Annotated in this window: 19 protein-coding genes; 9 read left to right on the top strand and 10 right to left on the bottom strand. The window is 35.0% G+C overall.

Annotation, left to right across the window (positions count from 1 at the left end):
• Positions 1-199 precede the first annotated feature (199 nt).
• Positions 200-514, top strand: a complete 315-nt coding sequence (locus tag BLV35_RS12615) for a hypothetical protein (protein ID WP_091090646.1) — start codon at positions 200-202, stop codon at positions 512-514.
• 299 nt (positions 515-813) lie between these two features.
• Positions 814-1215: an excinuclease ABC subunit B gene (locus tag BLV35_RS12610; protein WP_091090643.1), complete on the top strand. Its 402-nt coding sequence runs from the start codon at positions 814-816 to the stop codon at positions 1213-1215.
• On the opposite strand, the gene uvrB is transcribed toward BLV35_RS12610, so the two are convergent.
• The 9 genes from uvrB to trmD form a co-directional block, all read right to left on the bottom strand.
• Positions 1212-3203 (bottom strand): excinuclease ABC subunit UvrB, encoded by a 1992-nt coding sequence (gene uvrB, locus BLV35_RS12605; protein ID WP_091090641.1) that lies wholly within the window; start codon positions 3201-3203, stop codon positions 1212-1214. The genes BLV35_RS12610 and uvrB overlap by 4 nt on opposite strands.
• 130 nt (positions 3204-3333) lie before the next feature.
• A complete protein-coding gene (locus BLV35_RS12600) occupies positions 3334-6369 on the bottom strand; it encodes a TonB-dependent receptor (RefSeq protein WP_091090638.1) in 3036 nt (1011 codons plus the stop codon).
• 325 nt (positions 6370-6694) lie between these two features.
• Positions 6695-7663, bottom strand: coding sequence for a 23S rRNA (adenine(1618)-N(6))-methyltransferase RlmF (gene rlmF, locus BLV35_RS12595; RefSeq protein WP_091090634.1), 969 nt, complete (start codon positions 7661-7663; stop codon positions 6695-6697).
• Positions 7664-7786: 123 nt separating this feature from the next.
• A complete protein-coding gene (locus BLV35_RS12590) occupies positions 7787-8449 on the bottom strand; it encodes a thiamine diphosphokinase (protein ID WP_091090629.1) in 663 nt (220 codons plus the stop codon).
• Between the two features lie 101 nt (positions 8450-8550).
• Positions 8551-9372 (bottom strand): DUF4249 domain-containing protein, encoded by an 822-nt coding sequence (locus BLV35_RS12585; protein WP_091090626.1) that lies wholly within the window; start codon positions 9370-9372, stop codon positions 8551-8553.
• A gap of 30 nt (positions 9373-9402) precedes the next feature.
• Positions 9403-11784, bottom strand: a complete 2382-nt coding sequence (locus BLV35_RS12580) for a TonB-dependent receptor (RefSeq protein ID WP_091090622.1) — start codon at positions 11782-11784, stop codon at positions 9403-9405.
• A 135-nt stretch (positions 11785-11919) separates the two neighbouring features.
• Positions 11920-14142: an NADP-dependent isocitrate dehydrogenase gene (locus BLV35_RS12575; RefSeq protein WP_091090618.1), complete on the bottom strand. Its 2223-nt coding sequence runs from the start codon at positions 14140-14142 to the stop codon at positions 11920-11922.
• Between the two features lie 261 nt (positions 14143-14403).
• Positions 14404-14754, bottom strand: a complete 351-nt coding sequence (rplS, locus tag BLV35_RS12570; RefSeq protein WP_091090614.1) for a 50S ribosomal protein L19 — start codon at positions 14752-14754, stop codon at positions 14404-14406.
• A 172-nt stretch (positions 14755-14926) separates the two neighbouring features.
• Positions 14927-15604, bottom strand: coding sequence for a tRNA (guanosine(37)-N1)-methyltransferase TrmD (trmD, locus tag BLV35_RS12565; protein WP_091090612.1), 678 nt, complete (start codon positions 15602-15604; stop codon positions 14927-14929).
• A gap of 229 nt (positions 15605-15833) precedes the next feature.
• Here trmD and BLV35_RS12560 point away from each other — a divergent pair, with 229 nt between their 5' ends.
• The 5 genes from BLV35_RS12560 (at position 15834) to BLV35_RS12540 (ending at position 22316) form a co-directional block, all read left to right on the top strand.
• Positions 15834-17963: a M3 family metallopeptidase gene (locus tag BLV35_RS12560; protein WP_091090608.1), complete on the top strand. Its 2130-nt coding sequence runs from the start codon at positions 15834-15836 to the stop codon at positions 17961-17963.
• A 271-nt stretch (positions 17964-18234) separates the two neighbouring features.
• Positions 18235-19230 carry an alpha/beta fold hydrolase gene (locus BLV35_RS12555; RefSeq protein ID WP_091090605.1) on the top strand — a complete coding sequence of 332 codons (996 nt, stop codon included), beginning with the start codon at positions 18235-18237 and terminating at the stop codon, positions 19228-19230.
• A gap of 75 nt (positions 19231-19305) precedes the next feature.
• The gene (locus BLV35_RS12550; RefSeq protein ID WP_091090602.1) at positions 19306-19974 is read left to right on the top strand and encodes a peroxiredoxin-like family protein; all 669 of its coding nucleotides are present in this window, start codon (positions 19306-19308) and stop codon (positions 19972-19974) included.
• Between the two features lie 180 nt (positions 19975-20154).
• Positions 20155-21339, top strand: coding sequence for an MFS transporter (locus tag BLV35_RS12545; RefSeq protein WP_091090599.1), 1185 nt, complete (start codon positions 20155-20157; stop codon positions 21337-21339).
• A 44-nt stretch (positions 21340-21383) separates the two neighbouring features.
• The gene (locus tag BLV35_RS12540; protein WP_091090594.1) at positions 21384-22316 is read left to right on the top strand and encodes a peptidylprolyl isomerase; all 933 of its coding nucleotides are present in this window, start codon (positions 21384-21386) and stop codon (positions 22314-22316) included.
• A gap of 131 nt (positions 22317-22447) precedes the next feature.
• On the opposite strand, the gene BLV35_RS12535 is transcribed toward BLV35_RS12540, so the two are convergent.
• Entirely contained in the window at positions 22448-23005 is a 558-nt protein-coding gene (locus BLV35_RS12535; protein WP_091090591.1) for a thioredoxin family protein, read from the bottom strand.
• 113 nt (positions 23006-23118) lie between these two features.
• Here BLV35_RS12535 and BLV35_RS12530 point away from each other — a divergent pair, with 113 nt between their 5' ends.
• On the top strand, positions 23119-23460 hold the full coding sequence (locus tag BLV35_RS12530; protein ID WP_091090589.1) for a tRNA-binding protein: 342 nt from the start codon (positions 23119-23121) through the stop codon (positions 23458-23460).
• A gap of 426 nt (positions 23461-23886) precedes the next feature.
• Positions 23887-24219 (top strand): four-helix bundle copper-binding protein, encoded by a 333-nt coding sequence (locus BLV35_RS12525; RefSeq protein ID WP_091090585.1) that lies wholly within the window; start codon positions 23887-23889, stop codon positions 24217-24219.
• Positions 24220-24344: the final 125 nt, after the last annotated feature.

Below are 24344 nucleotides of genomic sequence, written 5' to 3'. Positions count from 1 at the left end.
AAATACTATTTTTTAAACTATTGAATTTTATTTATTTTTCGGTTTGCTGGTTTATTGTTTAAATCGCTGATATTGATGGTTGTAAGTTTGTTTTTCTGCGGTTTTTAGTTTGTTTTTGGAATTCTTACATTGCTTAGAATCATTAAGTGGCACAGTTGTTGGTTTTAACCAAATAGCTAATAATTAAAATTTTGAAAAAATGAAAAATATAAAACTACTCGCAATATTAGGAATTACCTTTTTTGCCTCAAGTGCAATAAATGCGCAAGTTTCAGTAGGTGTAAATATTGGATTGCCGTCAATCGTTATCTCGGGTCATTATGAGCGTGGATACGAACCGCAAAGAAGGACTGTTGAGCATCGAGAAGAGCGTGTTATATACGTTGACAATAGAGATTATGATGATGATAGATGGTATGATGAAAGAAGATGCGAAGGGAAAAAACATCATGGGAAATGTCATAAAGATAAAAAATATAAAGAAAGAGATCACGATGATCGCTATGATGATTAATCCTCATTTTAGATAAATAGTAAAAAAGAGAACCAATTTTGGTTCTCTTTTTTTTGTTTACCCCTTTTCATTTTCTATTCTGAAGTTGAGGCAAGTCATTAAAAAAAAAGTGAATTTTCTATACCGATTTTACTAAGATTTTGCCATTTCTAATGGGAGTTTACTTTGATCCTTTATATTCGAAAGAAAAACTTATGCTGTTGTCAAAAAAATAATATAATTTGGATAAATTGTTGAATCACTACTTGTTTTAGGGTTTTAATTATAAAAGCTATATTTTAGCTAAAATTAATAACTTGATGAACATGTACGAAGATAAAAAGAACTTACTTCTAGATATGATTGCTTTTTCAACGGTTGACGGTCATTTGAATAAAAAAGAATATGAATTTTTATTTTTTATTGCCAATGAATTGAATATCGAAAAAGGAGGATTCAATGATTTATTTCATCAAGAATTACCAATGTTGTCTTTAAAGAATGAGTCTCGAAGGATTCAACAATTTTATAGATTGGCGCTATTAATGCATAATGACGCGATTGCACAGGGCAAAGAGGCTACAGCGATTAAACAAATTGCAATACGCATGGGGTTGAATCCTGAGGCTGCCAAACGGGTGTTAAAAAAAATAGAGAAATCTCCCGGTACAACTATTGCAACAGATGTGTTATTGAAAATTTTTAAAGAAGAACGCAGCTAGGTCAGCTGTTCTTGTAATCTCTTGATGTCATCACGTAATTTAGCAGCTTGCATAAAGTCCAAATCTTTGGCTGCTTTCTCCATTGATTTTCGTTTTTCACGAATGCGCTTTTCTATTTCTGCTTTTGATAAATATTCTGTTTCTGACTCGGCAGCCGCATTTAAAGTAAGGCCTAATTCATAATCCGCCAAAGGATTCTTAGTAAAAGCACTTTCTATTTTTTTGTTTAGTGCTTGAGGGACTTGGTTGTTCTCTGTGTTGAAATTAATTTGTTTGGTTCTACGGTAATTAGTTTCGTCAATTGTTTTTTGCATGCTGGCGGTGATTTTGTCGGCATACATAATCGCTTTCCCATTAAGATTTCTAGCGGCTCTACCGATAGTTTGCGTAAGCGAACGATGACTGCGTAGAAATCCCTCTTTGTCGGCATCTAAAATGGCCACGAGAGATACTTCTGGTAAATCTAATCCTTCACGAAGTAAGTTTACCCCAATCAAAACATCAAACATTCCTTTTCGTAAGTCTTGCATGATTTCAATTCGCTCTAAAGTATCGATATCCGAGTGAATATAGCGACAACGAATATTAACCTTTGTAAGGTATTTGGCTAATTCCTCTGCCATTCTTTTGGTTAGAGTAGTAACTAAAACTCTTTCGTCTACTTCACTACGCGCATGAATTTCCTCAATTAAATCATCTATTTGATTTAAACTTGGTCGAATTTCAATTACGGGATCTAATAATCCTGTTGGTCGAATAACCTGTTCTACTACAACACCATCCGTTTTTTGCAATTCATAATCCGCTGGAGTTGCCGAAACGTAAATAACTTGGTTTTGCATCGCTTCAAATTCCTCAAACTTCAACGGACGATTGTCCATAGCAGCGGGGAGTCTGAAACCATATTCTACTAGGTTTTCTTTTCTGCTTCTGTCTCCACCGTACATGGCGCTAACTTGCGAAAGTGTTACGTGACTTTCGTCCACCACCATTAAATAATCTTTAGGAAAATAATCTAACAAGCAGAACGGTCTTGTTCCGGGCAGTCTTCCGTCAAGATAACGGGAATAGTTTTCAATTCCAGAGCAATAACCCAGTTCCCGAATCATTTCTAAATCAAAATTAGTACGCTCTTCTAATCGTTTTGCTTCTAAGTGTTTTCCTATTTCTTTGAAATAGTCGACTTGTTTAACTAGATCTTGCTGGATTTCCCAAATAGCACCTTGCAGTACATCTGGAGAAGTCACGAACATATTCGCGGGATAAATTGTTAATTTGTCAAATTTTTCAAGAACCTTAGAGTCTTTTGTGTCGAAACTTTCAATTTCTTCAATTTCGTCACCAAAGAAATGGATACGATACGCTTCATCTGCATAGCTAGGATAAACATCTACCGTATCTCCTTTTATTCTGAAACTTCCGGGATTGAAATCAGCTTCTGTTCGGGAATATAAACTTTGCACCAGTTGATGCAATAATTTAGTTCGTGAAATTATTTGGCCTTTCTCAATAGGGATTAAATTTTTCTGAAATTCCACAGGATTACCAATACCATACAAACAAGAAACCGATGCAACTACCAAAATATCTCTTCGTCCAGAAAGCAACGAGGCAGTTGTTGACATTCTCATTTTTTCCAGTTCTTCATTGATGGATAAATCCTTCTCAATAAAAACGCCCGTAACAGGCATAAAAGCTTCCGGCTGATAGTAATCGTAATAGGATACAAAATACTCTACTGCATTGTTAGGGAAAAACTGTTTGAATTCAGAATACAACTGAGCAGCCAAAGTTTTATTATGTGCCAAAACTAATGTGGGTCTTTGTACTTCCTGAATAACATTAGCCACTGTAAATGTTTTACCAGAACCAGTTACTCCTAATAAATTTTGGAATTTCTCGCCGTCAATAATACCTTGAGTTAATTTTTCAATGGCTTGTGGCTGGTCGCCTTTGGGCTGGTAATCGGATACTACTTGGAAATTCATTTGTATAAGAGGCAATGTTTTATAGCTGCAAAGTTACAAAGTTTATAATCATTCTAATACGAAAGTTAAAACCAAAAAAAAAAACCACCATGCTAAGCATGATGGTTTTTAATATAAAATCATTGTTTTACTATAAGCTGAAACTTAGTCTAGCAAAAATGAATCTTCCGTTTTGTCCAAATTGAGAAACATTTCTTGAATAAGTAAATTGGTTTGAATTTGATAAATCTACTGTTGATGGAGCAGCAGTATAATCAATTGCACCGTTTACTAATCTAGGTCTAATTGCAGTCGTTGGTCCGTAATTAGCATCTGGATAAATATCAAAAATATTATTTGCACCTATAACAACTTTTGCAGATTTAGAAAAATTATATGCAACAGATAAGTCTGTTATAACTTTTCCACCCCAAACTGGATGTTCAGTTTCAACTACTTGTCCATTAATTAGAGCACCTTCAATTCTTCCATCTCCATTTACATCAACTGTATTTGGGTCAGTAACTTGACCAAAATATACATTTCTCAAGAAGAAATCAAATTTATTTACAGAAAGTGAATTCGTTAAATTTGCTTTTACTCTTGGTACGGCTTCTTCTAAATAGATTCTACTAGTCTCAGAATAGTATTTGTTAACTTGTCCGTTAGCTTCTAATATTGGCGAACCATGAATATCACCTACCCTTGTTGTTTTAGAAATAGTTCCAGACAAATCAGTTTTTAAAGTCAATCCGTTTCCTACGTTAGCTTTATGGCTAATAACAACATCAATACCTTTTGATCTAGTGTCAATTGCATTTGCAAAGAATGTTGCTGCAGTAGCATTTGCAGAATCAAACAAAGCGTTTAATTGAGCAGCAGGAGTTCCTGCAGCAGGAGTTCCACCTGGTCTAGAAAACTGATCAGTAAGTACTACTCTGTCATCAATATTTACGATGTAAGCATCTGCAGTTAAAGTAAGTTTTGCTTCTGGAATTTTAGCAGTAAAACCAATACTTGCACTTTGCGACTCTTCTTGTTTCAATTGAGGAATTCCTAATAATTTAGCTGCTGGCGAATCATTACTGAATGTTCCTACTTCAAATGGTACACCACCTACGAATTGAGTAGCAGTAGAATTAAAGTAGATTTGGTGTAATGAAGGAGCTCTAAATCCTGTAGAAATTGCTCCACGTAGATTGATATTGTCTGTTAGTTTGTAACGAGAAGCTAATTTATAGTTTGTAGTTCCTCCAAAATCAGAATAATTCTCGTAACGAAGGGCACCGTTAAGTAACCATTTTTCAGTTACGTCATATTCTAAATCTGCATATACAGCGGCACTATTTCTTCCTTTATCAACGGCATTCACAGGCTTGAAACCTGGGAAAACTTGAGATGATCCAGGTCTAACAGATCCGTAAAAATCAGTTACCTTAATATTATTTGCTGTAGTTCCAGTAACGATTCCTCCGTTAATATCGTAGGTGTTGTAAGATTCCGGTTGACCTTGATTTATTTTGAAGTTTTCATGTCTGTATTCTCCTCCGAATGCTACATTCAATTTATCAAATTTTCTACTTACATCAAAATTGGTTGTGTTTTGAGAAAATCCTAATCCTCCAGCATCAAATTCTGTAGGAGATTTTTCTCTTAAGGTAGCATTTGATGTGTTTTCGATAGTATAATCGAAGGTGTTTTGACCATAAGTGTTACTTAAATCAAAATTCCAGCTTTCAAATATTTTTCCTCTAAGTCCAGCTGCTGCTGAAACATCATTAATTGTAGAGTGTATTTCAGGTAAGAAACCATTTGGATACAAAGCAGTGTATGCTCTTGATTGATTCGGTCTTCTATAAAAACCTGCAGCTTCACCTTCTCTGTAACTAGTACCTCCAAAAGCGTATACTTCAAGATTCTCGTTAATTGGATAAGCTCCATTTAAAAAGAATTGAGCGCTTTGTAGTGAAGATTGACCTACTTTCATGTTGAAAGCACTTCTTTCTAATTTTCTATATGCTAATTCTCCTGCTGTCGCATCAAAATTTAAAGCAGTTTGCATTTGTGAAATAGATGTCGCACCCAATATTGCAGTTTGTTGACCAGCTGTAAAATATCCTACTTGTGGAGCATAAGTCTTAATAAGACCAAGTATTTGAGTAGAATTCGGGGTGTTATTGATATTACCAAATAACGCATTAATGTTAGTTCCTGCTTCAGCAGCTCTTTGTTCAACAGCATTAAATGCATTGAATAGATTACCTGTAGCATCTTTAGCTCTACCTGTTTGTCCTCTTAATTGAAAACTTGCAGTGGCGTTAATGAAACTTTTTTCTTTACCCAAACCTGTTCCGTAGTTCATGTCTATCTGAGCATTATTTCCATCGTTACCACCTCTGTGATCATTTGCTCCTTTTGAAAATTGGCTTCCCGCAAAAAGGGCGATGTCAAATTTATTAGTTGCTTTTTTTACATTGATGTTGATAACACCTGCAATCGCATCAGAACCGTATTGAGCTGATGCTCCATCTCTTAAAACCTCGATTTTTTCGATAGCAAAAGCTGGTATAGCATTCAAATCCGTTCCTACAGATCCTCTTCCTGGAGATCCATTTATATTTACTAATGAAGAGGTATGTCTCCTTTTTCCGTTAACCAATACTAAAACTTGATCAGGTCCTAATCCTCTTAATTGAGCTGGGTCAATATGATCCGTTCCATCAGCTACAGTTGCAGTATTTGAAGTAAACGATGGGGCTACCATGTTCAAAATTTGATTTAAATTTACTTGTGCACCTTGAGAAGAAATTTCTTTCATGCTGATCACATCAATTGGTACAGCAGATTCTGTAACTGTTCTAGGTGCACTACGAGAACCAAGTATCACTACATCTTGCAGTGTTTCTCCACTTTCAGCTAGAGATACATTTACTGTGCTTCCAGTAACTTTTACACTTTTACTTTCAAATCCTATAAAAGAAAATTGTAAAACATCTCCGATAGCGGCAGATATTGCATATTTTCCATCAGCATCTGTTGAGGATCCCTTTGTGGTTCCCTTAACCAGAATTGATGTACCTGGTAAAGGCGCTTTTGTTCCGTCAGTAACGACTCCTGACACTTTAATCTCTTGGGCAGTCAATCCTGCCGAAAAAATTAAGGTTAAAATAAATAATAGTTGTTTCATGGTTTAGTTTGTTTAATTTGATTATTCAAAATTACAACTAAAAAAATCAATATGTTATTTAAATGTTAATTAATAACAAAATAGTAGCTGAATGTTGTTTTCGTTACGCATTATTGAATATTCGTCTGTGTTTATGTTGTTTTTGTGCTAAATTAATTTTTTTCAAACTATTTTTAGTATTGGATTATGTTGGTTTTTAAAGAGTAAATGCTATCAATTTATTTTTTATTTAAAAAAAGACAAGCCCTTTCTTAAATAAAAAAAAGGGCTTGTCTTTTTAAACGTATTTTTCGGTCTACGCGGGGTGTTTATATGTTTTGACAGTCTAATTTAACGGTTCAAACTTCCATTGTTTTTGTTGTGCTTCACTCAAAAAAGTCCAAGCAATTATTCGGCTTGTTTTTTGGCCTTGAGCCATATCAATCGTTTTTATTTCGACAACATTGACCTTGTTCAATGTTTTATAGATACTAGAAAGATGGGATTGCTTTGATACTAAGGTAGTGAACCAAAAACATTGCATAGGATATTTAGCACTTTCATATATCATTTGGGTAATGAAGCCTAGTTCTCCACCTTCGCACCATAATTCCGCATTATGTCCCCCAAAATTCAAAACGGGCTTTGTTGCTTTATTTGCAAAATCGCGAGATTCTAAATTATTCACTTTTCGCAAAGAACCTTTTGTAGCTTCTTCTTGTGATTTGTGAAAAGGCGGATTACAAATCGTGAATGCAAATTTATCTTCGGGTGTAATAATATTTTTAAAAATAAAACGAGCTTCAGTTTGTTGTTGCAGACTTATAAAATCAACTAATTTTGGATTGGCTTCAATTATTTTACTGCAATTCTCAATCGCTTTTTCATCGATATCTGTTCCTACAAAACTCCAGCCGTATTCTACATTACCAATTATCGGGTAAATACAGTTAGCGCCAACACCAATATCCAAGCCTTGAATTGAGTTGCCTTTTGGGATTATGCCATTATTACTGCCAGCCAGTATATCAGCGATATAATGAATGTAGTCTGCTCTTCCAGGAATGGGAGGGCAAAGATAATTTGCGGGAATATCCCAATTTTGAATATCGTAATAAGTAACTAATAATGCGTTATTTAAAGCTTTTACAGCTTCAGGGTCACTAAAATCAATCGTTTCAATATCTTGTTCGTTAATAGAAACATGTGGATTTAATTCTGGGCAGTTTTCTATTAAAAGTTTAAAATCGTAGCGAAATCGGTGTTGATTTCTAGTGTGTAAATTTGTTTTCTCAGTATTCTTTTTAGGTGTCATTTTTTTTATTTCAAGGCAAATATGCAGATTTTTTTTAAAATCAAGATTTGTAGCAAGTTATGTAAAAAAGTATTGCTTTAGTAATTTACTAAAGATTTGTTTTTAATTTTCTGGAATTATAAATTAATCACTGCATTCCATCATCAATAAATCACCTGCGTCATGTTCTATAATTACAATGCCATCTTTTACTACGTGATTGCTACTGCCTGTGCGATAACCAATGGTTAAAGTGTCATTTTGCAAAGGATAAAATAAATTTTCAGAATGGATGCCAGTTACATGTCCTATTGGAATTAGTGAAATAGGGGTATTTGCAGTGTACCACTTTTCGAATCTTTTGGATAGTAAAAAAACTTTTGAATGGTCGTCCAGAATTACAATTTTTAATTTTTCGCGGTAGCGAACAATATTTGTAAGGTTTGTTATCGTATGATCCGTACGTTTTCCTGTTGCCCAAACAACATTTACCGCAGGAATTTTTCTTTCGTACAAGTAATCAAATGCTTTTTCCAGATCTGTTTTGCTTTGGTCTGGGGTATGCACTATTTCAATAGGAAACTGAGATTTTTTGTAATATTCAGCGTCAAAATCTCGGTCAAAATCCCCTAATAAGACATCGACTTTTATATCCAATTTCATTACTCTTTCCATCGCAGAGTCAAGTACAATCACTAATGGTGACCATTCTAATAATTGTCCGAGTAACTCTGGATCGCAAGAAGCGCCATTAGCTATTATTAATGCGGGTTCTTGGTCGTCGCGAACGATGTGGTGTGAGGACATTTTAGAGTGTAGATTTCGGTTTTATTTTTAAACTTTAAAATTAGATTGAAAGACAAACGAATTTTAGTTTTGCAAAGTTAATCAAAATCTAATAAAGGTAACTACTGTATTACGTAGGTTCGTGTGTCCGCTTCACTCACGGCAAAATAGCCTAGTGGGTAATTAGTAGTATTCGTAGTATTGATAATATTTCCTCTAACAGTTGCAGGTGGAGATTGAAAAGGGCCACCGCCATTGCCTCCAGCTATACTTACTATCACATTGATGTAATTATAATAGGCCTTAGAAATTCCGTAATGACTTACAGTGATTTCGTCTCCTGTCTTTAAATCGTCATTTTGTGAAATACTGAAAAATTTGTTGCCTTGAAAGAAAGTGTCTTCATCGGCATAGTAATTTTTCTTTGTTTGATTTGAATAATTGTATTGGTACAGATAATAATTAGTTTCGTTTGCTGGATCTGTATAATAAGTTTTGATTTCAATATTTTTTCCGGTAAATCCACCTTCGTTATTTTGAACGATTTCAGAAATTGGCGATACTGATTTTAATTTTTCTGTAGCGGTATAAGTAGCTCCATTATGTATTACCGTTAGGGTATAGGTCTCATTGATTACAGGAATGAAATTACTGCAAATGTAAACTCCTGTATTAGGGGTTTCGACAAAATTAAATTGGGCATTGGAGCTGTTTGTAATAAATATTGTTGCGCCAGATACGACTGGAATTACAGAGCTAAAATAGCCAGTTGTTGTCGTTAATTTTATTTTTTGCACATTTCCGGAGTTTCCTTTAAGCCAGTTGATAGATGCTTCGATAACTAGTTTTGGAGAGGCAGTATCTAAATTTACATCCACAACTTCTTCACAACTGATAAGTAGAAAGGATAATAGTAGTACTGTATATTGAATTGCTTTTTTCATGTTGTCTGTTTTTAATTTCCGTTTGGAGTCTTAAAATTTAAAATTGTAACTAACTGCGGGTACCATCCCGAAAATAGAAGTTTTTATAGCTTCATTATTTCCGGTATCGTCGTTTCTTCTAAAATTAATGGAAGCCGCATTTTTTCTGTTATATAGATTGTAAATGCTAAAAACCCATTCTCCTTTCCAGTTTCTGCCCTCGTTTTTTCTCGGCGTCAAAGTAGCCGAAATATCAAGGTGATGATAGGTAGGAAGTCGGTTTTCATTTCTTAATCCATAACTTGGAACCGTAATTCCTAGGTATTCGTACTGACCGTTTGGATAGCTCACTGGTTGCCCAGTTTGAAGAGCAAAGTTAGCTCCAAAAGACCATTTCTCATTTAGATTATAAGAACCGGTGACCGCTACGTTATGTAGTTTGTCATAAGTTGAATTGTACCAGTTACCGCCGTTAATACCTGATTCTTCTGGCGTTCTTCCAGGAGTTTGTTGCTCTGATTTTGATAAAGTATAGGAAATCCATCCGTTTAATCTCCCTTCGTTTTTGCGAAGCATAATTTCTAATCCATACGATCTTAACTGGCCGTTCAAAATTATTTGTTCAATGGCTTTATTTGCAATTATATCAGCACCATCGATATAATCCAATCTATTTTTGACCTCTTTGTAATAGGTTTCTACCTCCAGTGAATAGCTGTCGTCTTTAAAGTTCCTGAAGTAACCAATAGCGACTTGGTCGGCAATTTGTGGTTTTATAAAATTATCACTTGGCATCCATACGTCTAGTGGAGTAGGTGACGATGTATTAGATATTAATTGTAAATATTGAGTCATTCTATTATAGCTCGCTTTTATCGCTTGAGCATCGTTTAACTGATAAGAAGCTGAAAATCTAGGTTCCAGATTATTGTAACTTTGAATCACTTCATTCTTGTCGTAGAATTTGGTTCCTATAGGTGTTGCCTTTTCGTAAATTTGTAAATCCGTATTGAAATTTAGAGGGCTATCGTTTTCATAAATATTCACTGTAGATGATCCTAATCTGTAAAATTGGCTGTATCGAAGTCCGTAGGAAAGAGAGAGTCTTTTTGAAACTTCTTGAACCGCACTAATATAGATCGAGGGTTCGAATGCATATTTTTTATCCAATTGGTCGAAATTGATTCCTGAGTCGCTATTAGATGGGCGTATGGTACCTGGATTAAAATCGTAATAGATAGCGTTTACACCATAGTTTAATTTGAATTTATCAGAAATGTAATTTTTAAAATCATATTTAATGTTGTAATTCTTAATGCCAGAATCCCATTTAAATCCAACGAAGTCCAAATCCAATCCATAGTAATAGTCACTGTAAATAAGGGACAGGTTAGAAAACAGTTTGTCTGAGAAAAGGTGGTTCCATCTTAGATTCAAAATTGAATTACCATAAATATTGGTGAAACTTTTGTTTAATGAAAAGACGTCTCGTCCAAAATATCCTGATAAAAACAAATTGTTATTCGGATTCAATTTATAACTCATTTTGGTGTTCAAATCATAAAAATAAGCAGAATTGTTTTTTTGATCTTCAGAAAGTTTTAAAAATAAATGAGCGTAAGAACTTCGACCTCCTATTAAGAAAGAGCCTTTGTCTTTTACTAATGGCCCTTCCAGTAAAAGCCTGGAGGAAATTAATCCTATACCACCATTCATATGGAATCCTTTGCTGCTTCCGTCTTTTTGGTAAATGTCTAAAACAGAAGAAACTCGACCTCCAAAATTAGCTGGAATTCCTCCTTTGTATAATTTTAAATCTTTGATGGCATCAGGGTTGAAAACAGAGAAAAAACCGAAAACATGAGAAGAATTGAATATGGTAGCTTCATCCAATAAAATCAGATTTTGATCTGCACCACCACCACGAACGTTGAATCCAGAAGCTCCTTCGCCTGCGTTTGTTACTCCAGGAAGTAGTAAGAGAGATTTTAGAACATCGACTTCTCCAAGTACAACTGGCATTTTTTTGATGGCAGAAATAGAAAGTTTGTTGAGGCTCATTTCCGGAGAGCGAATAGCGCTACGAGGATTAGTATCGGTAATGATTACTTCTTTAAGTATTTCACCACTTTCAGATAGACTGAAGTTCATTTTTTTGTTTTCAGATAATTCTATTTTTTGAGATTCAATCTGAAACCCGATGTAGCTAATTAAAACTGTGTAAGTAGCTGCGGGGAGAGTTATCGAATAAAAGCCATATTCATTTGTTGTAGTACTTGACTTGATTTCAGGAATGTAAACATTCACGCCAATAAGTGTTTCGTTATTTTTTATATCTGTAATTACGCCGCTAAGTGTAAATTTCTCTTGGGAATAGGAGGAGAGCGTAAATAAAACCCCGACAATTAAGATGATAATTTTCTTGAAGAACATACTATATATTTAGAATTGCAAATTTGGTGTAACGATAAGTGAAATTCGATTAAACAAAGGTTAAAAAAATATTAATAATAAAAAAGACAACCGTTGCGGGTTGCCTTTTAAAGTATAGTTAGTATCGTGAATTAATTAAGCAATTTTAGCTAAAACAGCATTAAATGTTGCGCTAGGACGCATTGCTTTGCTTGTTAATTCAGAGTTAGGCTGGTAATAACCACCAATATCTTGTGGTTTTCCTTGCGCTCCAATTAATTCAGCGTTAATTTTTGTTTCGTCTTCTTCCAGTTCTTTTGCAATAGGAGCAAATATAGCTTGTAATTCCTTGTCTTTGGTTTGAGCTGCTAAAGCCTCTGCCCAATACATTGCCAAATAGAAATGAGAGCCACGGTTGTCTATTTGTCCAATTCTACGAGCCGGAGATTTATCGTTTTGTAAAAACTTCTCTGTAGCTTGATCTAAGGCTTCTGATAAAACCAATGCTTTTGGATTATTATAAACAGAACCTAAATGTTCTAATGAAACGGCAAGAGCTAAGAATTCTCCAAGAGAATCCCAACGTAGATAACCTTCAGAAGTGAATTGTTCAACGTGTTTTGGAGCAGATCCACCAGCACCAGTTTCGAACAAACCACCACCATTCATTAATGGAACGATCGATAACATCTTAGCTGAAGTTCCTAATTCAAGGATAGGGAATAAATCAGTTAAATAATCACGTAAAACGTTTCCAGTTACTGAGATAGTATCTAATCCTTCTTTAGTTCTTTCTAAAGTAAAAATAGTTGCTTCAATCGGGTTTAAAATACGGATATCTAAACCAGTTGTATCGTGATCTTTTAAGTATTTTTCTACTTTTTCGATTACTTTTCTATCATGTGCTCTGTTTTCGTCTAACCAAAATATAGTAGGTACGTTTGTAGCGCGAGCTCTGTTTACGGCTAGTTTTACCCAGTCCTGAATTGGAGCGTCTTTCGCCTGACACATTCTGAAGATGTCTTTTTCTTCAACCGGCTGTTCCATTAAAACGTTTCCTTTAGTATCTGTAACGCGTACAACGCCGTCTGCAGTCATTTGGAATGTTTTATCATGTGATCCGTATTCTTCTGCTTTTTGTGCCATCAAACCTACGTTTGGTACACTTCCCATTGTTGTTGGGTCAAAAGCACCGTTCTTTTTACAGAAATCAATAGTTGCTTCATAAACACCAGAATAACAACGGTCCGGAATCAAAGCGATTGTATCTTGTAATTTTCCCGCTGCATTCCACATTTGCCCAGAAGTACGAATCATAGCAGGCATAGAAGCATCTACAATAACATCGGAAGGAACGTGAAGGTTTGTAATTCCTTTATCTGAATTTACCATAGCTAAACCAGGACCATTTTCAATTGCTTGAGTAATGGCAGCTTCTACTTCAGCTTGTTGAGGCTGACCTGCAATTTTTGCATAAACATCACCTAATCCATTTCTGGTGTCAATGTTTAATTGAGTAAATAAAGTTTTATATTTTTCGAATACGGTTGCAAAGAAAACTTCGACAATAGCAGCAAAAATGATTGGATCTGAAATTTTCATCATTGTTGCTTTCAAGTGTACAGAAAGCAAAACGTTTTCTTTTTTAGCTTCTGCAATTGCGTTAGCTACAAAGCTTTTTAAAGCTTTTAAGTTCATCACTGAGCTATCGATTATTTCGCCCGCCTTAAGTGGAGTACTTGCTTTTAATACGGTAGCCGTACCATCTTTTGCTACGAATTCAATTTTTACGTCAGTAGCTTCAGTAGTAGTTAGCGATTGTTCACTTCCGTAAAAATCACCACTTTTCATAGCTTCTACTTTTGTTTTTGAATCAGCAGACCAAGCTCCCATGGAGTGAGGATGTGCTTTTGCGAAGTTTTTAACCGCTTTAGGAGCTCTACGATCAGAGTTTCCTTCACGCAAAACTGGGTTTACTGCAGAACCTAATACTTTTGAATATTTGGTTTTAATTTCCTTATCTGCTTCGGTTTTAGGGTCTTCAGGGAAATTTGGTATTTTATAACCATGTTTTTGTAATTCAGCAATAGCCTCTTTTAACTGAGGTACAGATGCAGAAATATTTGGTAATTTAATGATGTTTGCTTCAGCTGAAGTAGCTAGTTTTCCAAGTTCAGATAAAGAATCTTCTACTTTTTGATCTTCATTTAAAAACTCAGGGAAGTTAGATAAAATTCTAGCGGCTAGTGAAATGTCTTTTGTTTCCATTTCAATACCTGCTGTTGCAGTAAATGCTTGTACAATTGGTAAAAAAGAATAAGTTGCCAATAAAGGCGCCTCATCAGTTAATGTGTAAACAATCTTTGATTTTTGTGTCATTTTTTTATTTTTATAATCGTATCCTTTGTTAAGTAGGATGTCAAATGTATGGTCTGCTTAAAATTAAGCGAAGCAAATATAAGAAAATCAGACTGAAAATTGACTCGGTTTGACACAGAAATATATGATTTTTCAGATAACTCACGTGTTCGTCTGAAAATGTTATTTTTATTATGGATTGCAACAGTGTTTAAGATTTAAAAAAAAGGCATAAAAAAAGTCCCAACAGTGTTGGGACTTTTATGATAAAGAGATATTTGACTATCTTCTTTTGTCTTTAATTTTTGCTTTTTTACCAGTAAGTTCTCTGAAGTAGAAAATTCTAGCTCTACGAACTGCACCTTTTTTGTTGATTTCAACTTTTTGTAAAGCTGGCAAGTTCACAGGGAAGATACGCTCAACACCTACAGCACCTGACATTTTACGAATAGTAAAAGTTTCTGTGTTAGCAGATCCTCTTCTTTGGATAACAACTCCTTTGAAAAACTGAGTTCTAGTTTTTTCACCCTCTTTAATTTCGTAGTACACAGTGATAGTATCACCAGCTCCGAATACAGGAAAATCTTTTCTTACTACTAATTCGTCTTTAACGAATTTCATTAAATCTGCCATGATAATTTTAATTATGGTTGTGAATCAGAGCAACATACGCGGATCTCGCCAGAGGTTAGTCTAAAGTGGTCGCAAAAGTACTTAAAAAAGTTTAAAGTTTAAAGTTTTTTTTAGTCTAAAGTTGAATCGTTCTGATAAAACAACTTTAAACCTTGAACTTTAGACAAAAAAACTACTCTTCTAACAAATCCGGACGTCTCGTTTTAGTATGTTCGTAGGCCATATCTTCACGCCATTTGTCAATTTTGGCAAAATTACCGCTGGTTAATACTTCAGGAACTTTCCATCCATTATAGTCCGCGGGTCTGGTATATATAGGTCCGGACAATAAGCCGTCTTGAAAACTATCTGTCAATGCTGAGGTTTCATCACTCAAAACACCCGGAATCAATCGGATTAAAGCATCTGATAATACTAATGCACCTAATTCTCCTCCTGATAAAACATAATCACCTATAGAGATTTCTTTAGTGATAAAATGGTCACGCACACGCTGATCTACTCCTTTATAATGGCCACACAAGATGATGATATTCTCATACATGGACATGGTGTTTGCCATTTTTTGATTTAGCGTTTCTCCGTCAGGCGACATATAAATAATCTCGTCGTAGGTTCTTTCGCTTTTCAAATGCGTAATGCAGGCGTCAATCGGCTGCACTGTCATTACCATTCCAGCACCACCACCATAAGGGTAATCATCAACACTTTTTTGTCTGTTGGTTGTGTAGTCCCGTAAATTATGAAAATGAACCTCTACTAATCCTTTGTCAATAGCACGTTTCATAATGGAAGCCTCAAATGGACTTCTTAGCAATTCAGGTAAAACGGTAACAATATCAATGCGCATGATTTTATATCTAAGTTTGAAGGTGCAAAGGTACAAAGTTTTTTTTCAGGAGCTAATCCAGCTATCCATTACAATCTTTTCCTTTTTAAAGAAAATAAGGAAAAGGATTTTCACTTCTATCTGGGCTATTATAGTGTATTTCAACAACGACCAACAATAGTTATGAGATCGTTTTAGTAACTGTTTTTTTTAACTACTTTTATGGCTAGAAATTAATAAATCTTAAAATATGCAATTTTTTTCAAAAATTAATCTGGCAAGCGCAATAGTTGTTTTTGCGGCTTCATTGCAAACAAACACGATTCAAGCACAAAATAATTCGGTTAAAATGACAAATCCTCTTTTACAAAGAAGTACGCTGCAGTATCAAGCTCCCCCTTTTAATTTAATTAAAGACGCGGATTTTAAACCCGCTTTCGAGTATGGTTTAGGAGTTCATGATAAAGAAATAATGGCAATCGCAGATAGTCCTGCTAAACCTAGTTTTCAAAATTCAGTACTAGCCTTAGAAACTTCGGGAGTTGATTTAAAAAGAGCAATGAGTGTTTTTTATAACTTAACGGGTTCTAATACTAACCCAACTTTGCAAGCTTTACAAGCCGAATATGCGCCTATTTTTTCGGGACATAATGATAAAATATATTTAAATAGCAAGTTGTACAAGCGATTCAAAGCACTGGATCTAGCAGTTTTAAAAGGAGAAGATAAAAAACTGACTCAGTATTATTTGCAGAAATTTGAATTAGCTGGTGCTAATTTATCGGATGCCGATAAAGTCAAAATGAAAAAAATTAATGAAGAGCTAGCTAGTTTAGGTACGCTTTTCGGAACGAAATTATTGATTGCCCGTAAAAATGGTGCCGTTTTGTTTGATAACGTTAAGGATTTAGATGGTTTGAGTGCTAATGAAATTGCTGCCGCAAAAGCTAAAGCAACCGAGGCAGGTCATGACGGACAATATTTATTAGGATTATCGAATACAACCCAACAACCGGTTTTGCAAAGCCTTACCAATAGAGCAACTAGGGAAAAAATATTCAAATCGTCTTGGACGCGTGCTGAAAAGAATGACGATGGTGATACTCGCGAGGTGTTAGAAAAAATGGCAAAACTGCGTTTGCAAAAAGCCAACTTGATGGGGAAAAAGAATTTTGCCGAGTGGAAGCTGCAAGATCAAATGGCTGAAACACCAGCAAGAGCTATGGATTTGTTAGCGAAAATTGCTGGCCCAGCGGTTGCTAAAGCAAAAGTAGAAGCAAAAGAAATTCAGGATTTAATTGATGCACAAAAGGGTGGTTTTAAATTAGAACCTTGGGATTGGAATTTTTATTCGGAGCAAGTACGTAAAGCCAAATATGATTTGGACGAAAGTCAAGTAAAACCATACTTTGAGTTGACAACGGTACTAGAAAAAGGAGTGTTTTTTGCAGCCCAAAAAATGTATGGAATTACCTTTAAGCAACGTAAAGATTTGCCTGTATATCACCCGGATGTTATGGCTTACGAAGTTTTCGATAATGATGGAAAATCAATGGCAATATATTATTTAGATTTCTATACAAGAGATAATAAAAATGGAGGTGCTTGGATGAATAGCTTTGTAAGTCAATCTCATTATTTAAAACAAAAACCAGTAATTGTTAACGTTTATAATTTTGCAAAACCAGTAAGCGGAACCCCTTCTTTAATTAGTTTTGATAATGTAATCACAATGTTCCATGAGTTCGGACATACATTACACGGGCTATTTGCTAATCAAAACTACAGCAGCCTTTCTGGAACGTCTGTACCACGTGATTTTGTAGAATTCCCTTCTCAAATTAATGAACACGCTGCTTTAGACCCGGAGGTTTTAAGAAATTATGCACTACATTATGAGACTAAAGAGGTGATTCCTCAAGAGTTAATTGACAAGATTAAAAAAGCAGAAACCTTTAATAAAGGATATGATGTTACCGAGCTTTTGGCGGCATCTACATTAGACATGAATTGGCATAGTGTAGAGAACGAAGCTGATTTTAAACCTACTTTAGTTTTTGAAAACGAAGCGCTTCAAAAATACGGATTGTTAGTAAACGAAGTGCCTACAAGATACCATACGCCTTATTTTGCTCATATTTGGAGTGGAGGGTATTCTGCTGGATATTACGCTTATACTTGGTCTAAAACGCTAGATTATAATGCTTTTGACTGGATGAAAGCTAACGGTGGTTTAACAAGAGAAAATAGTGAACGTTTTAGAAAATACATTTTATCAGTAGGGAATAGTGTAGATCTAAATAAAGCTTTCAAAGAATTCATAGGACACGATATGGAAATCGAACCTTATTTAAGAAACGCAGGGCTTTCAGATAAATAATCGTATTTTAATTTACCAATCAAAATGGCATTCGTAACGGATGCCATTTTTTTTATTTTTTTTGAATCATTTTCTGGAGCAATTTCCAGCTGTCCACTCTATCTATTGTGCCGAACACCTGCACAATAGGATGCCGTTTCCATCTGGGCTAGCACATCTAATTCGGATTATGTTTTGTTTCCAAATTATAAAGTTTCCTTAATATTTTTCATACAAAAATCTTTATGTCTAAATTTACATTTCATCAAAATAAACGTATAAAAGGCCAAAAATGAAATTCAAATTTATTCTTCCACTATTTTTTATAACTCTATTTTCCTTTGCACAACAAGAGCAGTTAAAATGGTTAGATATTAATTTAAGTAATTATGAATATCCTTATCCAGTGCATTTTATCACATTAAATGTGCAGCAACAAGAACTCAAAATGGAGTATATGGATGTGAAGCCAGACAATTATAACGGAAAAAATATTGTTTTGCTTCACGGAAAAAACTTTAACGGAGCCTATTGGCAAACAACTATTGCTGCTTTAACTAAAAAGGGATTCCGAGTAATCGTACCAGACCAAATAGGTTTTGGGAAATCAACAAAACCAGATCACTTTCAATATACTTTTCAACAACTGGCACAAAACACAAAACAAATTTTAGATACACTCGGGATTGAAAAAACAGCTGTTTTAGGACATTCCATGGGGGGAATGGTTGCCACTCGTTTTGCACTACTATATCCTGAAGTTACAGAGAAATTAATTCTTGAAAACCCAATAGGTTTAGAAGATTGGAAACTTAAAGTGCCATATCAAAATGTAGATTGGTGGTATCAAAATGAATTGAAACAGAGTTATGCTGGAGTCAAAAAATACCAGTTAGATAGTTATTATGATGGTAAATGGAAACCAGAATATGACCAATGGGTCAATCTTTTGGCTGGTTGGACTTTAAATTCTGATTTTAAAAAAATAGCTTGGAATTCAGCTCTAACTTATGATATGATTTTTACACAGCCTGTTGTTTATGAATTCCAAAACATAAAAGCGCCAACACTTTTAATTATCGGAACTAGAGATAGAACTGCTTTAGGAAAGCCATTGGTAAGTGAAGAGGTTAGAAAAACAATGGGGTTATACTCCGTTCTAGGGAAAGAAACACAAAAGAAAATACCAAATTCAAAACTTGTTGAGATACCTAATATTGGGCACATGCCACATATTGAAAGTTTTGACAAATTTATTCAGCCTCTCGCTGATTTTCTAGAGAAATAATAAGTAAAGTAAAATTGCAAAATAAGAATAGTACGGATGAGAGTAAATTTATCCTAATTAATAAAATAATATATTATGAGTACAGAAAATATAACAAACGGTCTACAAGCAACTTTAGATAATGCAAGAAACGTATGGGAAGCAAAAGCGCCAGAACAAATTAAAGAAATATACGCTGAAGGAATTGCTGATGTAACACGTCAAAATGTGGTTATAAACGCTAAGAAAAATCATGATATGGCGCCTAACTTTAGCCTTACAAACGCTATAGGAAAAGAAGTGCAATTAAGTGATTATCTTAAAAAAGGACCAGTTGTTTTAACTTGGTATCGTGGCGGGTGGTGTCCTTATTGCAATATGACTTTGCATTATTTGCAAGAGCAATTGCCAAACATTCAGTTAAAAGGAGCTAATTTATTGGCTTTAACGCCTGAGTTACCTGACAAATCAATGTCTACGGTAGAAAAGCACGAATTACAATTTGAAGTATTGAGTGATGTGGGGAACAAAGTAGCGAAGGAATATGGTATCGTTTTTAAATTGACTGATGATGTAGCCGCTTCGTACCAAAAAGGATTTGATTTACATGGTTATAACGGAGACGAATCAGATGAGTTGCCTTTAGCAGCTACTTATGTAATTGATCAACAAGGAAAAATTGTGTACACGTTTTTAGATGCTGAATATAGAAATAGAGCTGAAGCTGATGATATTTTGGCAGCACTTGATGCGATTCAGAAATAATACCAAACAAATTTATAATTTTGTTCAAATCCCTCCGGTATAATTAGGTCAAAGTTTTATTTACTACCCTCAAAAGTGAAAATCTTCTGGGGGTATTTTAATTAATAAAAGTAGTTTTTTTATGTTAAAATTATCTTTTGTTTAGAACAATAATCTAAATACACAACGTAATTTTGCGCGATGAATTTATCAAAGAAAAATGTCTTGTTTATGGCAGCGGCTACGGGACTTATAGTAGCGAATTTATATTATTGCCAACCCTTAATAGTTTTAATAGCAGACGAATTTAAAATTCCTCATGCTGATGCAGGAACAATAACTTATCTTACTCAAGCTGGCTATGCTATTGGCTTGTTTTTTATGGTTCCGCTAGGAGATAAATTAGAACGTAAAACACAAATTTTATATACCACTTTTGCTTCTGTAATTGCTTTAATTATTGCTGCTACAGCACAAAGTTATTTTATTTTAGAAATTGCCTCGCTTTTAATCGGAATCACATCTATCGTTCCGCAGCTTATTTTGCCGCTCGCGGCGTCATTAAGCGCTCCCGAAGAACGAGGTAAAGTAGTAGGGACAATCATGAGCGGACTATTAGTAGGAATATTATTATCGCGAACATTGAGTGGTTTTATAGGTGAGGTTCTAGGATGGCGCGCCATGTTTTGGATTGCCTCAGGATTGTGTTTGCTATTGTTTTTTATCATAAAAAAACAATTTCCTTATAATAAACCTGTTTTTAATGGTTCATACGGGCAACTGATTGGTTCGCTTTTTACTTTAATTAAAGAACAACCTTTATTACGAGAGGCTACTTTGATTAATGTATTTAGTTTTGCTCAATTTGGGGCTTTCTGGACCACGATGGTTTTATTACTCTCGGCAGAACCGTTTAATTTTAATAGTGCAACTATTGGTTTATTCGGAATCGTCGGGGCTTCGGGAGCTTTGGCAGCTCCTTTGGTTGGGAAGCTAGGAGATAAGGGAAGTTCCAGAGTTGCGGTAGGTTACGGTTGTATGCTGATCACCTTGAGCTTTATGATTTTTTATTTCTCAGGTACAAGTGTCATCGGAATCATTTTCGGAATTATATTTATAGATATTGGTTTACAAGGGGTACATATCTCAAATCAGACCCGTGTTTATTCGATAATGCCGGAAGCAAGAAACCGTATGAATACCGTATTTATGTCTTTTAGCTTTTTAGGAACAGCAGCAGGTTCGGCCTTTGGATTGTTTTTATGGCAATTTGGTGGCTGGCATGCGGTAAGCTTAGGTTGTTTGTTATTATCAGCATTAGCGTTGTCAGTGTACGCGTATACCTATAAATCAAAACGGAAAGCATTAGAAAGCATCAATGAATAAAAAATTAATTCGTAAATTTGCACTTCAATAAAAATTATACAACAATGGAAAATGGAATATATGCTAAATTCAACACTGCAAAGGGGTCGGTTTTAGTAAAATTAGAGCACGAATTAACACCAGGAACTGTTGGTAACTTCGTAGGATTAGCTGAAGGAAACTTAGAAAATAAAGTAAAGCCACAAGGAACAAAATTTTATAACGGATTGAAATTCCATAGAGTAATTCCTGATTTTATGGTTCAAGGTGGATGTCCACAAGGAACTGGAACTGGTGACCCTGGATATAAATTTGATGATGAATTTCACCCAAGTTTAAAACATGACAAACCGGGAATATTAGCTATGGCTAATTCAGGTCCTGGATCAAATGGTTCTCAATTTTACATTACACACGTTCCTACTTCTTGGTTAGACGGCAAGCATACTGTTTTTGGACATGTAGTAGAAGGACAGGATGTTGTTGACGCTATTGCTCAAGGTGATGCTTTGGAAAGTGTTGAAATCGTAAGAGTAGGAGAAGAAGCTGAGAAATGGAATGCTATTGAATCTTTTATTACTTTCAAGGGAGCACGTAACAAACGTGATATTGCTTTGAAAGCAGATGCTGAAGCTGCAATGGAAAAACTGGCTGCTGGGTTTGAAAAAACTGAAAGTGGTTTACGTTACCAATTCATCCAAAAAGGAGAAGGTAAAAAAGCAGAAAATGGTAAAACAGTTTCGGTGCATTATACTGGACAACTTCCTGATGGAAAAGTTTTTGATAGTTCATACCCAAGAAAGAAACCAATTGAATTTCCATTAGGACAAGGAAATGTGATTGAAGGATGGGACGAAGGTATTGCTTTATTGCGTGTAGGTGATAAAGCACGTTTCGTGATTCCATCTCATTTAGGTTATGGATCTCGTGGTGCTGGAGGAGCAATTCCACCAAATGCTACTTTGATCTTTGACGTAGAATTAATGGACGTTAAATAAATTTTAGTATTTAGTGATCAGTTTTTCAGTGATCAGCTTATATAATTCAAAATCCCATCTCGTGTAAAACGAGATGGGATTTTTGGTTTAATAGACATTTTTAATTTTCCACTTCCCTCTAACCTTCAGTCTTATTTCCACTTAATATTACATCCAATGCTCGGTTTCTGTTCGGGATTCAGCGCACGGTTGTACACAACGCTGTCAATAGCCCCGCGCAAATCGCTACCGCTTAAGGGAATTCCGTTTCCGGGTCTGCTGTCATCCAGTTGTCCGCGATAGACTAATTTGTCCTGGCTGTCATATAAAAAGAAGTCAGGAGTGCAGGCGGCATGGTAGGCTTTAGCTACTTCCTGTGTTTCATCATACAAATAAGGAAATTCAAAATTATTTTCAAAAGCAAATTCCGTCATGAGTTCTGGCGCATCCTGCGGATAATTCACTACATCATTACTCGAAATTGCAATAACCCCAAGTCCTTGAACGCGATAGTCATTAGCAATCATAACGACCTCTTCAATTACATGAAGGACAAACGGACAGTGATTGCATATGAATAGTACTAAGGTTCCTTTTTCCCCTTTTAAATCGGCAAAAGAAAACGACTCTGTTCCGGATGTCATGTCTTTCAGATAAAATTCGGGAGCTTTCGTTCCCAGAGCGGCCATATTTGATGGAGTTCGTGACATTGATTATTCTTGTTTTAGATTACAGGTTTAAAGTTAAGGAAAAAGGTTTGCTTTTAGTCTTAAATGATTATTTTTAGTTTTTATAACGCATTGGAATAAAACTATAATTTAAGATGGAGAATAATTTAACGTGGCAAGAATTTGAAAGAGTGGCAATGTACGTGGGCACCATCGTGGAAGTTAATGATTTTCCGGAGGCTAGAAAACCGGCATTCCAACTCACAATCGATTTTGGAGAAACTATTGGAGTCAAGAAAACTTCGGCACAAATTACCAAACGCTATTCTAAGGCCGATTTACTCCACCGTCAGATCGTTGCCGTAATTAATTTTCCAAAAAAGCAAATTGGCAAGTTCATGAGCGAATGCCTCGTGCTTGGCGCAGTCGGAGAAGAAGGAGATGTGATTCTGTTGGCGCCCGACTTCAAAATTGAAAATGGGCTCCGAATCGGTTAACAAGTACATACTTCCCTTTGATTGTAAAATATATTAAACATTATAATACTTGCTTCTATTAAAGGGTATTATTTATATAATTAAAGCTTCAATTATAGAAATGTTAATGTGTTAACAATTAGTATTTTAAATTAAAATTTATCGTAAATTTACTTTAGGTTTGATTATATGCGGCATAGATTTTTTACGCTTACTTAAATAATTATTAATCTGGAATCAAAGCTTTGATAAGGATTACAGCTTTCTAGCTGATATTATCAAAGTGATTGTCACTGATAAAATAGGATGTCTACACTTATTACGCTGCTGAAATTGATTTAAAAAAACATATGCTTCACATTAAACTGGTTGGAAATCAAGTGTTGGAAGCATTCGCATTTGGAGTATAAAATAGAAATAACTATATAAATCTAAAGTCTGATTACAATGGAAAAGCAAAAAATGATTGAGGTATTGCAATTTTGTGCTGCACAATGTACACATTGTTATGATGCATGCCAATTAGAAAAGGAAATGGATATGAGTGCATGTATGATGCATGATCAGGACTGTGCTGATTTATGTCGTTTGACAGCGCAAGTATTGGATAGAAAATCAGAGAATATAGATATCTTTTTAAAAACATGTTTAGTGATGTGTGAAAGATGCGCCTCTGAATGCGAAAAGCACCTGAAAATGGAGCATTGTGAAAAATGTGCTGAAGCCTGTCGTAAATGTGCAGAAATGTGTCATGAATATGAATTGGCGCATAGAGAGTAGTGCTGTCAACTTAAAGCATATGCTCTAGATACTAAAGAAAGTGTTTTACCCCAAAGCATTAATGAAAAAGAATTCATGACAGCAGTCAAACTATATATTGTTTAGTTTGGGGAACTGATGAGTTT

Origin of the sequence: Flavobacterium gillisiae (assembly GCF_900107635.1) — a bacterium.
Lineage (GTDB): Bacteria > Bacteroidota > Bacteroidia > Flavobacteriales > Flavobacteriaceae > Flavobacterium > Flavobacterium gillisiae.
Note: the sequence above shows the minus strand (reverse complement) of the source record. Positions and strands in the feature narration are given on the sequence as shown.